Source organism: Amycolatopsis roodepoortensis, assembly GCF_014873915.1.
Classification (GTDB): domain Bacteria; phylum Actinomycetota; class Actinomycetes; order Mycobacteriales; family Pseudonocardiaceae; genus Amycolatopsis; species Amycolatopsis roodepoortensis.
This window is the reverse complement of sequence record NZ_JADBEJ010000008.1, coordinates 832,079-845,291: the sequence shown is the minus strand read 5'-3', so window position 1 is coordinate 845,291 and position 13,213 is coordinate 832,079. Positions and strand designations below refer to the sequence as shown.

General features: G+C 68.3%; 13 protein-coding genes. All 13 read right to left on the bottom strand.

What is annotated here, in order from left to right; translation table 11 throughout:
* Nucleotides 1–3: 3 nt before the first annotated feature.
* The gene (gene nuoK / locus H4W30_RS41800; RefSeq protein ID WP_005151882.1) at nt 4–303 is read right to left on the bottom strand and encodes an NADH-quinone oxidoreductase subunit NuoK; all 300 of its coding nucleotides are present in this window, start codon (nt 301–303) and stop codon (nt 4–6) included.
* Nucleotides 300–1,145 carry an NADH-quinone oxidoreductase subunit J gene (locus H4W30_RS41795; RefSeq protein WP_192747741.1) on the bottom strand — a complete coding sequence of 282 codons (846 nt, stop codon included), beginning with the start codon at nt 1,143–1,145 and terminating at the stop codon, nt 300–302. Before H4W30_RS41795 ends, nuoK begins: the two co-directional genes overlap by 4 nt.
* Nucleotides 1,142–1,687: an NADH-quinone oxidoreductase subunit NuoI gene (nuoI, locus tag H4W30_RS41790; RefSeq protein WP_038520061.1), complete on the bottom strand. Its 546-nt coding sequence runs from the start codon at nt 1,685–1,687 to the stop codon at nt 1,142–1,144. The genes H4W30_RS41795 and nuoI overlap by 4 nt, the downstream gene beginning before the upstream one ends.
* Nucleotides 1,674–3,011: an NADH-quinone oxidoreductase subunit NuoH gene (gene nuoH, locus H4W30_RS41785; RefSeq protein WP_318780770.1), complete on the bottom strand. Its 1,338-nt coding sequence runs from the start codon at nt 3,009–3,011 to the stop codon at nt 1,674–1,676. The genes nuoI and nuoH overlap by 14 nt, the downstream gene beginning before the upstream one ends.
* Nucleotides 3,008–5,476: an NADH-quinone oxidoreductase subunit G gene (locus H4W30_RS41780; protein WP_192747740.1), complete on the bottom strand. Its 2,469-nt coding sequence runs from the start codon at nt 5,474–5,476 to the stop codon at nt 3,008–3,010. Before H4W30_RS41780 ends, nuoH begins: the two co-directional genes overlap by 4 nt.
* Nucleotides 5,473–6,753 carry an NADH-quinone oxidoreductase subunit NuoF gene (gene nuoF / locus H4W30_RS41775; protein WP_126733248.1) on the bottom strand — a complete coding sequence of 427 codons (1,281 nt, stop codon included), beginning with the start codon at nt 6,751–6,753 and terminating at the stop codon, nt 5,473–5,475. The genes H4W30_RS41780 and nuoF overlap by 4 nt, the downstream gene beginning before the upstream one ends.
* Nucleotides 6,753–7,625, bottom strand: a complete 873-nt coding sequence (gene nuoE / locus H4W30_RS41770) for an NADH-quinone oxidoreductase subunit NuoE (protein WP_192747739.1) — start codon at nt 7,623–7,625, stop codon at nt 6,753–6,755. Before nuoE ends, nuoF begins: the two co-directional genes overlap by 1 nt.
* Complete coding sequence (locus tag H4W30_RS41765; protein ID WP_192747738.1) at nt 7,622–9,001, bottom strand: NADH-quinone oxidoreductase subunit D; 1,380 nt, start codon at nt 8,999–9,001, stop codon at nt 7,622–7,624. Before H4W30_RS41765 ends, nuoE begins: the two co-directional genes overlap by 4 nt.
* Entirely contained in the window at nt 8,998–9,762 is a 765-nt protein-coding gene (locus H4W30_RS41760; protein WP_192747737.1) for an NADH-quinone oxidoreductase subunit C, read from the bottom strand. The genes H4W30_RS41765 and H4W30_RS41760 overlap by 4 nt, the downstream gene beginning before the upstream one ends.
* 5 nt (nt 9,763–9,767) lie before the next feature.
* Nucleotides 9,768–10,316, bottom strand: coding sequence for a NuoB/complex I 20 kDa subunit family protein (locus H4W30_RS41755; RefSeq protein WP_005151847.1), 549 nt, complete (start codon nt 10,314–10,316; stop codon nt 9,768–9,770).
* Between the two features lie 6 nt (nt 10,317–10,322).
* On the bottom strand, nt 10,323–10,730 hold the full coding sequence (locus tag H4W30_RS41750) for an NADH-quinone oxidoreductase subunit A (RefSeq protein ID WP_192748015.1): 408 nt from the start codon (nt 10,728–10,730) through the stop codon (nt 10,323–10,325).
* Between the two features lie 494 nt (nt 10,731–11,224).
* On the bottom strand, nt 11,225–12,511 hold the full coding sequence (locus H4W30_RS41745; RefSeq protein ID WP_034310672.1) for a geranylgeranyl reductase family protein: 1,287 nt from the start codon (nt 12,509–12,511) through the stop codon (nt 11,225–11,227).
* Nucleotides 12,508–13,212 (bottom strand): demethylmenaquinone methyltransferase, encoded by a 705-nt coding sequence (locus H4W30_RS41740; protein WP_125678879.1) that lies wholly within the window; start codon nt 13,210–13,212, stop codon nt 12,508–12,510. The genes H4W30_RS41745 and H4W30_RS41740 overlap by 4 nt, the downstream gene beginning before the upstream one ends.
* Nucleotide 13,213: the final 1 nt, after the last annotated feature.

Genomic DNA, 13,213 nt, shown 5'->3' with positions numbered 1-13,213 from the left:
CTCCTAGTACTTCAGCAGGTTGGTGTCGTCGACCGAGGCCGAGCGCCGGGTGCGGAAGATCGCCATGATGATCGCGAGCCCCACCACGACCTCCGCGGCGGCCACGACCATCACGAAGAACGCCATCACCTGGCCGTCCAGCGACCCGTTGATCCGGGCGAACGTGACCAGGGACAGGTTCGCCGCGTTCAGCATCAGCTCGATGCACATGAACACGACGATCGCGTTGCGGCGCACCAGCACCCCGACCGCGCCGATGGCGAACAGCAGCGCGGACAGGAGCAGGTAGTACGTCGGGGTCATTCCTCGTCCCCTTCTTTCTTACCTACGAGCGCGTGGGCGTCGGGAACTTCTTCCGTTCCGGCGACCTGTTTGCGCTCGGTTTCCAGCTGCGCGGCCGAGGTCGACTCGATGATCTCCGAGAGCGACTCCCTGGCGATCGAGCCGTCGGGCAGCAGCGCCGGGGTGGCGACCGAGTTGGCCGTGGCGAAGACACCGGGGCCGGGCAGCGGCGAAGGCCGGTCGTGCTTGCCGGTGAACCGGTCGACGACGAGTTCCTTCTGGTTCTTCTTGCCGCCCTTGGCGTGCCGGTCGGTGAACGCGAGCACCATCGCGCCGAGCGCGGCGGTGATCAGCAGCGCCGAGGTGAGCTCGAACGGGAACAGGTACTTCGTGAAGATCAGCCGTCCCAGCCCGCCGGGGCCGCCGCCGTCGACGTTCGCCGGGTCGACCGGCAGGGCCGGGGTCACGTTGGCCATCGCGCGGGCGAGACCCGCGGCGAGCAGCCCGCCGACGCCGATGCCGAGCAGGGTCGCCATGACCCGCTGTCCGCGCAGCACCTCGACGACCGAGTCGGAACTCTCCCGGCCGACCAGCATCAGCACGAACAGGAACAGCATCATGATCGCGCCGGTGTAGACGATGATCTGCGTGAAGCCGAGGAACGGCGCCTGCTGGATCATGTACAGCGCGCCGAGGCACAGCATCGTGAGGACCAGCCACAGCGCCGAGTGCACGGCGTTGCGGGAGAAGATCATGCCGAGCCCGCCGAGCAGCGCGAGCGGGCCGAGCACCCAGAACGCGATGGTCTCGCCGGTGGTGATGCCGGCCGAAACATCGGTCTGCGCGAGGAAAGCCGTGATCACTTGACGGCCTCCGCTTCGGTGGCCCCGGTGGGCTTGCGCGCGAGCTCGGGACCGTTGACGTAGTAGTCCTGCTCGTTGTCGCCCAGCCGCATCGGATGCGGCGGCTGCTCCATCCCGGGCAGCAGCGGCGCGAGGAGGTCTTCCTTGGTGTAGATCAACCGCTGCCGGTCGTCGTCGGCCAGCTCGTAGAAGTTGATCATCGTCAGGGACCGGGTCGGGCAGGCCTCGACGCACAACCCGCAGCCGATGCAGCGCAGGTAGTTGATCTGGTAGTCGGCGCCGTACCGCTCACCGGGCGAGTACCGCGCCTCTTCGGTGTTGTCGCCGCCTTCGACGAAGATCGCGTCCGCCGGGCAGGCCCACGCGCACAGCTCGCAGCCGACGCATTTCTCCAGCCCGTCCGGATGCCGGTTGAGCTGGTGCCTGCCGTGGTAGCGCGGAGCCGCGGGGGCGCCCGCCTCCGGGTACTCCTCGGTGGCGACCTTCTTGAACATCATGCCGAAGGTGACACCGAAACCCTTGATGGGATCAAACATCCCCATCGCCGGCCTCCCTTCCACTGGAAACCGCCGCGGGCTTGCGCTTGGCAGCCCGGGCTTCGGCCTTCGCGATGGCCTTCTGACGCGGGGTCTTCTCCGGGACCTGCAGGTCGAGCGGCGGCACCGGGAACCCGCCGCCGGTCACCGGGACGTAGTCGTCGTCCGGGACCTTCTTGTCCGGCAGCAGCAGGCTCAGGATGACGACGACGAGGATGAGCGCGCCACCGCCGATGAGGATCTGCGGGGTGGACAGGCCACCCGAGTTCTTGATCGCGCGGACCGTGACGATCACGACGATCCAGACCAGGTTGACCGGCACCAGGACCTTCCAGCCCAGCCGCATGAACTGGTCGTACCGCAGCCGCGGCAGCGTGCCGCGCAGCCAGATGAAGCCGAACAGCAGGATGAACAGCTTCGCGGCGAACCAGATCAGCGGGAGCCAGCCCTGGTTCAGCGCGTGGTCCGCGCCGACGAAGGGGAACTTCCAGCCACCGAGGAACAACGTCGTCGCGAACGCCGAAACGATCACCATGTTGACGTACTCGGCGAGGAAGAACATCGCGAACTTCATCGAGCTGTACTCGGTGTGGAAACCGCCGACCAGCTCGGATTCGGCCTCGGGGAGGTCGAACGGCGCGCGGTTGGTCTCGCCGACCATGGAGATCAGGTAGATCACGAAGCTCGGCAGCAGCAGGTAGAAGTACCAGCCGGTCTGCTGTGACTCGACGATCTGCGAGGTCGACATCGAACCCGCGTAGAGGATGACGCCGACGATGGAGAGACCCATCGCGATCTCGTAGGAGATCACCTGCGCGGCACTTCGCAGCCCGCCGAGCAGCGGATACGGCGAGCCGGACGACCAGCCGGCCAGCACCAGGCCGTACACACCGATCGAGGAGCAGGCCAGGATCACCAGCACGCCGACCGGCAGGTCGACCAGCTGGAGCGTGGTGCGCTCACCGAAGATCGAGACCACCGGGCCGAACGGGATCGCCGCCAGCGCGATCAGCGCCGGCACCGCGGAGATCACCGGCGCGAGGAAGTACACCTTGCGGTCGGCGGTGTCCGGGATGATCTGTTCCTTGAACGGCAGCTTGATCGCGTCCGCGAGGGACTGCAGGTAACCGCCGGGGCCGACCCGGTTGGGGCCGGGGCGGTTCTGCATCCGGCCGACCGCTTTCCGCTCCCAGACGATCAGGAAGATCGTCAGGATCGGGCCGATCAGCAGGATGACGACCGTCTTGATCAGGATCAGCCACAACGGGTCGTCGGCCAGCAGCGCCGCCCGCTCGGCGGCGTCCGGCATCTGGCTGAGCAACGGAGTCACTTCTCACCTCCGGTGAGGGTGACGGCGGAGCCGTGTCCCGCGCCGAGGGAGGCGCGGACGGCCGAGCCGTCGGAGTTGCCCGGGAGCCACACGACGCCGTCCGGCAGGTCCGCGACCTCGATCGGCAACGTGATGGAACCGCGTTCGGTGGAGACCTTCACGGTCTTGCCCAAACCTTCGGCGGTCTTCGCCGAGAGCTTGGCGACGACCTCGCGCTGCGTGCCCTTGAGGTGCGGCTCGCCGTCCTGCAGCGAACCGTTGTCGATCAGCTGACGCCAGGTGGAGAGAAGGACCTTGCCGTTCCCCGCGTTCGCGGCGGCGGCCGCCACCGGCTCGAAGGTCGCGGGCTCGGTCTTGCCGGGCAGCTTCGCCAGATCGGCGGCCGAAGCGGCCGGGGTCTGCGTGAAGATGTCCGCGTCCATCTCGACGGCGAGGGTGTCGAGCACCCGGCAGTCCGGCAGGGCGCCGGTGCCTTCGAGGGTGACGTCGAACTCGCGACGGCGGCCTTCCCAGTTCAGGTAGCTTCCCGCCTTCTCGACCGCCGGGGCGATCGGGAGGACGACGTTCGCGTGCTCGGTGACCGCGCTGCGCCGCAGTTCCAGGCTCACCACGAACTTCGCGTTCACGAGTGCCCGCAACGCCAGGCCTGGATCCGGCAGGTCGTTAGGGTCGACGCCGCCGACCAGCAGGCCGTCGAGGCCGTTCTCCGCGGCCGCCTTCAGGATGGCGGTGGTGTCGCGGCCTTCCGTGGCGGGAAGCGTGACGCCCCAAGCCTTTTCGACCTCGGCGCGAGCCTCGGCGTCGGTGACCGAGCGGCCACCGGGCAGCAGCGTCGGTGCCGCGCCCGCCGCCAAGGCACCGCGTTCACCCGCGCGACGCGGGATCCACGCGAGCCGGGCGCCGGTGCGCTCCACCAGCCGGTGCAGGGCCGAGAAGAGACCCGGGACCTCGGCGGCGCGCTCGCCGACGAGGATCACCGCGCCTTCCGAAGCCAGCGCCTGGTCGACGTCCTGCGCGTGCTGCGCGATGCCGTCGATCGCGGCGGCCTCGGCGCCCGGCGCGCAGGCCAGCAGCTCACCGAAGGTCTTGCGGACCGACGAGGTGGTCCACTGTCCCAAGTGGACGACGCGGGTGCGGTTCTTGCGGGCCGCCTTGCGCAGCCGCAGGAACACGATCGGCGCTTCGTCCTCCGGCTCGAACGCGACGCACAGCACCGTGCGCGCCCGCTCGATCTCGCGGAAGGTGACGCCGCTTTCCGGTGTCGTACCGACCACGTGCGACGCGAGGAAGCCCAGCTCCTCGGCCGAGTGCGGGCGGGCGCGGAAGTCGATGTCGTTGGTGCCCAAGGCGATCCGCGCGAACTTCGAGTACGCGTAGGCGTCCTCGACGGTCAGGCGGCCACCGGTCAGCACCGCGGCGCCCTTGCCGTCGCGTGCCTTGGCCAGCCCTTCGGCGGCCGCGCGCAGCGCGTCGGTCCAGGAAGCCTCTTCGAGCACGCCGTCGGCGTTACGGATCAGCGGACGCCGAATGCGGTCGTCAGCCGTGGCGTAGCGGAACGCGAACCGGCCCTTGTCGCAGATCCACTCTTCGTTGACCTCGGGGTCGTCGCCCGCGAGCTTCCGCATGACCTTGCCGCGGCGGAAGTCGGTCCGCTCGGCGCAGCCGGACGAGCAGTGCTCGCACACGCTCGGCGAGGACACCAGGTCGAACGGCCGCGAACGGAACCGGTACGCGGCCGACGTCAGCGCGCCGACCGGGCAGATCTGGATGACGTTGCCGGAGAAGTACGACTGGAACGGCTGGCCCGACGTCGTGCGCGAAGCCAGGTCCAGCACGTCCGCGGTCTCGGCGGTGCCGATCTGCTGGTGGGCGCCGCGTTCGAGCAGCTCGATGAACGGATCACCGGCGATCTCGCGGGAGAACCGGGTGCAGCGCTGGCAGAGCACGCAGCGTTCGCGGTCCAGCAGCACCTGCGAGGAGATCGGCAGCGGCTTCGGGAACGTCCGCTTCGTGTCGACGAAGCGGGAGTCCGCGCGGCCGTGCGCGAGCGCCTGGTTCTGCAGCGGGCATTCGCCGCCCTTGTCGCAGATCGGGCAGTCCAGCGGGTGGTTGATGAGCAGCAGCTCCATCACACCCTGCTGGGCCTTGTCCGCGACGGCCGAGGTCAACTGGGTCTTCACGACCATGCCGTCGGCGACCGTCATGGTGCACGAGGCCTGCGGCTTCGGCATCGGGCGGCCGCCCATTTCGACCTCGACCAGGCACTGGCGGCAGGCGCCCGCCGGGTCGAGCAGCGGGTGGTCGCAGAAGCGCGGGATGACCGTGCCGAGCCGTTCGGCGGTGCGGATCAGCAGCTCGCCCTTGGGCGCGATGACCTCTTCACCGTCGATGACCAGCTTGACGTGGCCTTCGGGGACCGGAGTGTCCTCTGTGGACGTTCCCGGCTTGTCGGGTGCGATCGTCATGCCTGCGCCCCCACCAGTTCGCGCTTGTTGGTTTCACACAGTGCGAGGAATTCCTCGCGGAAGTACTTGATCCCGCTCTGGATCGGCGAGACCGCGCCGTCGCCGAGGGCGCAGAACGAGCGGCCGAGGATGTTGTCGCAGACGTCGAGCAGGGTGTCGATGTCCTCCTCGGTGCCGTGACCCTCGACCATGCGCTCCAGGATCTGCGCCAGCCAGTACGTGCCCTCGCGGCACGGCGTGCACTTGCCGCAGGACTCGTGCTCGTAGAACTGCGTCCACTTCATCACGGCCCACGGCACGGAAACGGTCTCGTTGAAGACCTGCACGGCCGTCGTGCCCAGCATCGACCCGGCTTCCGCCGCGCCTTCGAAGTCCAGCGGAACATCGAGGTGCTCGGCGGTGAACATCGGCGTGGACGAACCACCCGGCGTCCAGAACTTCAGCGGGATGCCGTCCTTCATGCCGCCCGCCATGTCCAGCAGCTCGCGCAGCGTGGTGCCGAGCGGGCATTCGTACTGGCCGGGCTTCTCGACGTGGCCGGAGATCGAGTAGATCTTCGGGCCGGGCGACTTCTCGCGGCCCATCTGGCGGAACCAGTCCGAACCGCCGTTGACGATGTACGGCGCGCTGGCGATGGTCTCGACGTTGTTCACCGTGGTCGGCGCGGCGTAGAGACCGGCGGCGGCCGGGAACGGCGGCTTGAGCCGCGGCTGGCCGCGACGGCCTTCCAGCGAGTCCAGCAGCGCCGTCTCCTCGCCGCAGATGTACGCCCCGGCGCCCGCGTGCACGGTGATGTCGAGGTCGAATCCCGAGTCGAGGATGTTCTTGCCGAGGTAGCCCGCTTCGTACGCCTCGCGCACGGCCGCGTTGAGACGGCGGATGCAGTGCAGCGCCTCGCCGCGGACGTAGATGAAGCAGTGGTGCGAGCGCATCGCGTACGAGGCGATGATGCAGCCCTCGATCAGCGAGTGCGGGTCCGCCATCATCAGCGGGATGTCCTTGCAGGTGCCCGGCTCGCCCTCGTCGGCGTTGATGACGAGGTAGTGCGGCTTGTCCTCGTTCGGGGGCATGAAGGACCACTTGATGCCGGCCGGAAAGCCCGCGCCGCCACGGCCGCGGAGGCCGGAGTCCTTGACCAGCTGGACGATCTGCTCGGGAGTGGCCTTGAGCGCCTTGCGGATCGCGGTGTAGCCCTCGAGGGCTTCGTAGGACTGGATCGTCCAGGAGTTGGGCGAAAGCCAGCGCTTCGTGAGGACCGGGGTGATGGGATCGGCCATTACTTCTTCTCCACTTCGGGGAGCGGAACGTCCTTCATGGCGGGAGCCGTCCAGCCGCGGTCCTGCGCGACCTGCGCTCCCCGCAGGGTCTCGACGGCCTGCGAAGGACCGTCGACGTCCGTGCGGTACTGCTGCGCGTCCTCCGGGAAGAACCCGGCGAGCTGCAGTTCGGCGCCCTTGAAGTTCGTCAGCGGCGCGCCGCGCGTCGGGGCGGGCTTCTTGCCCGCCTGCAACGCGTCGACCAGCGCGACGGCCTTTTCCTCGGTCTGGTTGTCGAAGTACTCGTAGTTGACCTGGATGACCGGGGCGAGGTCACAGGCCGCGAGACATTCGGCGTGCTCCAGCGTGATCGAGCCGGGCTCGTTCGGCGTGCCCGCGGTCTCGTTGTGCCCCAACGGCTTCTCCTCGGAACCGAGGTGCGTCTGGAGCTTCTTGTAGATCGCGTCGCCGCCCATGGCCGCGCACAGCGTGTTCGTGCAGACGCTCACCAGGTGCTCGCCGCACGGGCGGCGCTTGTACATGGTGTAGAACGTCGCGACCGCGCTGACCTCGGCGTCGGACAGGTCCAGGTTCTGCGCGCAGAAGGCGATGCCCTCCTGGCTCACGTAACCCTGCACCGACTGCACGAGGTGCAGCATCGGCAGCAGCGCCGACCGCGACTGCGGATACCGCGAGATCAGGTTCTGCGCCTTGGCGTACGTGTCGGCGTCGAAGATGTCTTCGAGCTTCGCGTTCTCCAGGATCCCCTCCGCCTCGGCGGGATCCGGCGCGATCGCGATCACGTCGACGTCGCCACCGGCGGCGATATGGGTCTGCTCGGCCAGGCTGGTGCCGGGCTCGGGCGTCGGTGTCGTTCCGGGCTGGGTGCTCAACGGTCCACTCCCCCCATGACGGGGTCGATCGAGGCGATGGCGGCGATCACGTCCGCCACCAGGCCGCCTTCGGCCATCGCGGGCATCGACTGCAGGTTCACGAAACTCGGTTCGCGCACGTGGACCCGCAACGGCCTGGTGCCGCCGTCGGAGACCAGGTGCACGCCGAGTTCGCCGCGCGGCGATTCCACCGACGTGTAGGTCTGGCCCGGCGGGACCTTGAAGCCCTCGGTGACCAGCTTGAAGTGATGGATCAGCGACTCCATCGACTGGCCCATGATCTTGCGGACGTGCTCGAGCGAGTTGCCCATGCCGTCGCTGCCGATCGAGAGCTGCGCCGGCCAGGCGACCTTCTTGTCCTCGACCATGACCGGGCCCGGCTCGAGCTTCTTCAGGCACTGCTTGATGATCCGCAGGCTCTGGTGCATCTCCTCGACACGCAGCAGGTAGCGCGCCCAGCAGTCCGCCTCGGTCGAGGTCGGGATGTCGAACTCGAACTCCTCGTAGCGGGAGTACGGCTCGGTCTTGCGCATGTCCCACGGGAGACCGGCGCTGCGCAGCACCGGGCCGGTGACGCCGAGCGCGAGGCACGCGTCGACCGGCAGGTACCCGACGCCCTTGAGCCGGTTGCGCCAGATCGGCTGACCGGTGAAGAGCTTGTCGTACAAGGGAAGCCGCTCGTCCATCGTCTTGACGAACGCGCTGACCACCTCGTGGTAGTCGGCGGGCATGTCCTGCGCGAGACCGCCGGGGCGGATGAACGCGTGGTTCATCCGGAGACCGGTGAGGTGCTCCAGCAGGTGCAGGACCTCTTCGCGCTCACGGAAACCGAGCGTCATCGCCGTGGTGGCACCGAGTTCCATGCCGCCGGTGGCGATGTAGACCAGGTGCGAGCCGATGCGGTTGATCTCCAGCAGCATCACGCGCAGCAGTTCGGCGCGGCGCGGGGCCTGGATGCCGAGCAGCTTCTCGACGCCGAGGCAGTACGCCATCTCGGTCGACAGCGGGGCGAGGTAGTCCATGCGCGTCACGAAGGTGACGCCCTGGGTCCACGTGCGGTACTCGCAGTTCTTCTCGATCCCGGTGTGCAGATAGCCGATGACCGAACGGAGCTGGGTGACGGTCTCGCCTTCCATCTCCAGCACGAGCCGGAGCACGCCGTGCGTCGACGGGTGCTGCGGGCCCATGTTGATGACCATGCGCTCGTCGTGGCGGGAGTCCTCGATGAGGTCTTCCCAGTCACCGCCGGAAACGGTGTAGACGCGGCCTTCGGTGGTCTCGCGGGAGTCGGCGTAGTTGACGTCGTCGGTGCTGTCGGCGCCTCGGGGTCCGGTGGCGGTGCCTGTCGTGACGTCGGAGAGGTTTTCGGTGCTCACGAGTACGACCTCCGCTGGTCCGGCGGCGGGATCTCCGCGCCCTTGTATTCGACCGGGATCCCGCCGAGCGGGTAGTCCTTGCGCTGGGGGTGGCCGTCCCAGTCGTCCGGCATGAGGATGCGGGTCAGCGCCGGGTGACCGTCGTAGACGATGCCGAACATGTCCCAGGCTTCCCGCTCCTGCCAGTCGGCGGTCGGGTAGACCCCGACCAGCGACGGGACGTGCGGGTCTTCGATGTCGAGAGTGACCTCCAGCCGGATGCGGCGGCGGTACGTCATCGACGTGAAGTGGTAGACCGAGTGCAGCCGCTGCGGGACGTCGACGCCGTAGTCCACGCCGGAGACGGAGCTGAGCAGCTCGAAGCGGAGACCGGCGTCGTCGCGCAGGACCTTGGCGATCTCGACGAGGTGCTCGCGGGAGACGTAGAAGGTGATCTCGCCGCGGTCGACCGTGGTCTGCTGGATCGCGTCCGCCGGGATCTTGTTGTCCGCCAAGGCCGCGTAGAACTCGTCGGCGAACTCGTCGAACCAGCCGCCGTACGGGCGCTCCGCCGGGGGCGGGCTGTACGCGGGGAGGCGGACGCCGCCGTAACCGGAGGTGTCACCGGTGCCGCTGACACCGAACATGCCCTGGCGCTCTTTACCGGTGACGACCGGCTCGGCCGGGCGGGTGCCCTGCGGCTCGAGGCCGCCTGCGGGCCGTTCGGCGCTGGACTGCTCGCCGCCGGTTTCCGGGGTTTCGGGGGAGTTTTCTTCGGGCACGTCGCTCACTTCTTCGCGTACTTGATCGAGGAGGCGATCAGCTCGGTGCGCTCACCGCTGGCGGCGCGGATCGCGGCCCGGCGGGCGTTGATCGGCTCGTCCTGGATCTTGGCGTGCAGCTTCAGGATCGCGTCGAGCAGCATCTCGGGGCGCGGCGGGCAGCCGGGGAGGTACATGTCGACCGGGACGATGTGGTCGACGCCCTGCACCACGGCGTAGTTGTTGAACATGCCGCCGGACGAGGCGCAGACGCCCATCGCCAGCACCCACTTGGGCTCGGCCATCTGGTCGTAGATCTGGCGGAGCACCGGCGCCATCTTCTGCGTGACGCGGCCGGCGACGATCATCAGATCCGCCTGGCGCGGCGTCGCGCTGAAGCGCTCCATGCCGAAACGCGCGATGTCGTAACGCGAACCGCCGACGGTCATCATCTCGATCGCGCAGCAGGCGAGACCGAAGGTGGCGGGCCACATCGAGTTCTTGCGGGCCCAGTTCACCAGGCCTTCGAGACTGGCCAGGAGGATGCCGTTGGGGAGTTTTTCTTCGAGGCCCATGCTTCTCTAGTTCCAATCCAGGCCGCCGCGACGCCACACGTAGGCGTACGCGAAACCGACCGTCGCGATGAACAGCACGATCTCCACCAGGCCGAACATGCCCAGCGCGTCCGCGGAGACCGCGAACGGGTAGAGGAAGACCATCTCGATGTCGAACAGGATGAACAGCATCGCGGTGATGTAGTACGCGACCGGCATCCGGCCGCCGCCGACGACCGGCTGCGGCGACGGTTCGATACCGCATTCGTAGGCCGCGAGCTTCGCCTTGTTGGCGCGGCTCGGGCCGACGAGCGGGCCGAGCAGCACCGACAGCACCGCGAACGCGAGAGCGAGGACGAACAAGAGGACCAGGGGGAGGTACATGTCCAGGTTGGGCACCGAGGGGGTGCTCGCCTGGGTCAGCACGGGCAACATCAGCACGGGGTTTTCGCCATCCTTTCCGCGCCGCTGCGGTTTTCGAGTCGGGGTTCACCGCTTCCCTCGGTCGGCACCCTAAGTCACCTGGGTCACACCGCCGGGGGTAAGGCAACCCTTACGGGCCGTGCATGACGGCCCCCTTGCTTGTGAAATAGTTCACAAGCCTCCCGTCGAGGATGTGAAGCGATTCACAAAGCATGGGGCGAGTGTAGGACGTGACTCACATTCTTGTCCCTAGGCCCCGTGCTATAAGGCTGCCCTAACTTGGCCGCACGGCCAGTACGGTTACTTCCGGCGTGCGGTACCGATGACCTGCGACGTCGTTCCCAAGATCGGCTTCCGGGGTCCGTTTGACCACATTTGTCCTGTGACCGATACCACTGCCCGGAGTACCCGTGACTGGTCCAGACGTGTGGAGCCCCAAGCGCGTGAAGGCCCCCTTCCCTCGGCTGAGCCGAGGGAAGGGGGCCTTCACGCGAGTTACGAAAGCGTCAGCGCGGGGAGGGGGTGGCGCGCGCCAGAGCGGCGATGAGACGGTCCACGCCGTCTCCGCCCTTGGCGTCGTAGCAGCCCGAAAGTCCCTTGTACACCAACGGAAGGATCGAGTTGATCCGCAGTCCGTACTTCGTCGCGGCGTGCATGACCTTCGGCTTCCCGATCAGCTTCGCGAACACGTTGCCGAGCCGGTAGTAGCCGCCCATGAGCTCCGCGACGGCGCGCGGGTAGCCCTCAAGGGCACGCTCACGCGAAGGGCCTTCGCGGCGCGCCAGCGCCTGCACGACGAACTCGGACGCCAGCTGCGCGGACTCCATCGCGGCCGAGATGCCCTCGCCGTTGAACGGGCTGACCATGCCGCCCGCGTCGCCGAGCAGCAGGAGGCCGTCGCGGTAGTGCGGGGTGCGGTTGAAGCCCATCGGGAGACCGGCGCCGCCGACCTTGCCGATGGCGTTCTCCTCGCGGTAGCCCCATTCCTCGGGCGTCCCGTCGAGCCACTGGCGCAGCAGCGCGCGGTAGTCGGTGCTGCGGAACGCGGCCGACGTCGACAGCATGCCGAGGCCGACGTTCACCGTGCCGTCGCCCAGCGGGAACGCCCAGCCGTAGCCGGGCAGCAGCTTGGGGTCGCGCGGGTCCGAGCGGTCCCACAGCTCCAGGTGGCCCTCGATGAACGGGTCGTCGTGGCGCGGGCTCTTGTAGTACTGCCGCACCGCGACGCCCATCGGGCGCTTCTCGTTCTTCTGGATGCCGACGCTCAGCGCGAGCCGCGCGGAGACGCCGTCGCACGCCAGGACCAGCGGCGCGCGGTAGCTCACCGGCGTCTTCTCCGGGCCGACCTTCGCCTCGACACCGATCACGCGACCGGTGGGGCTGGTGATGGCGCCGGTGACGGTGGTGCGCTCGTAGAGCCGCGCGCCCGCCTTGACCGCGGTCTTCGCGAGCAGGTCGTCGAAGTCCTGGCGGGTCCGCGAAACGCCGTACGGCGGGTAGCTGGTCAGGTCCGGCCAGTCGAGCTCCAGCGTGAGCTCGCCGGTGAGGATCCGCAGGCCCCGGCTGTGCACCCAGCCCGCGTCCTCGCTGGTGTCGATCCCGAGGTCGATGAGCTGCTTGACGCCGCGCGGGGTCAGACCGTCGCCGCACACCTTCTCGCGCGGGAACTCGGTCTTCTCCAGCAGCAGCACGTCGACGCCCGCGCGGGCGAGGTACGTGGCGGCGGTGGAGCCGGCCGGTCCGGCACCGACGACGATGACTTCGGCGTCGTGGTCAGCGTTGCGACGTGTCATGGCCGCGAGTTTACGGAGGGCTTTTTGGCGCGGTGGATGGCGACGACGCCGAACGTGAGGTTCAGCCACTCCACCTCGGTCCACCCGGCGCTCGCGATGATCTCGCCCAGCGTCCGCTGATCCGGCCACGCGAGCATGGATTCGGCCAGGTAGGAGTAGGCCTCGGGGTTCGACGAGGTCCTGGCGCCGACCCAGGTGAGCAGCTTCGCGATGAACTTCCGGTGGAGGAACCGGATCGGCGGGAATGTGGGCGTCGACACCTCGCAGATCACCAGACGGCCGCCCGGTTTGACCACGCGCGCGATCTCGGTGAGCGCGGCCTTGGTGTCGACGAAGTTCCGCAGCGCGAGCGAGATGGTCACCGCGTCGAAGCTCTCGTCGGCGAACGGCAGCTTCATCGCGTCCGCGGCCACCATCGGGACGCCGCGGTGCTTGCCCGCCTTGAGCATGCCGACCGAGAAGTCCGCCGCGAGGCACCACGCGCCGTTGCGCGCGTACTCGACCGTGGACACGCCGGTGCCCGCCGCGAGGTCCAGCACCTTCTCGCCGCGTTTGGCGTCCAGCACCCGGCCGGTGATGGTGCGCCAGCGGCGGTCGAAGCCGAAGGTCATGAACGAATTCGCGCGGTCGTAGCCGTCCGCGACGTCGTCGAACATGGCGGCGACTTCGTGCGGATCCTTGTCAAGACTCGCTCGGGACATG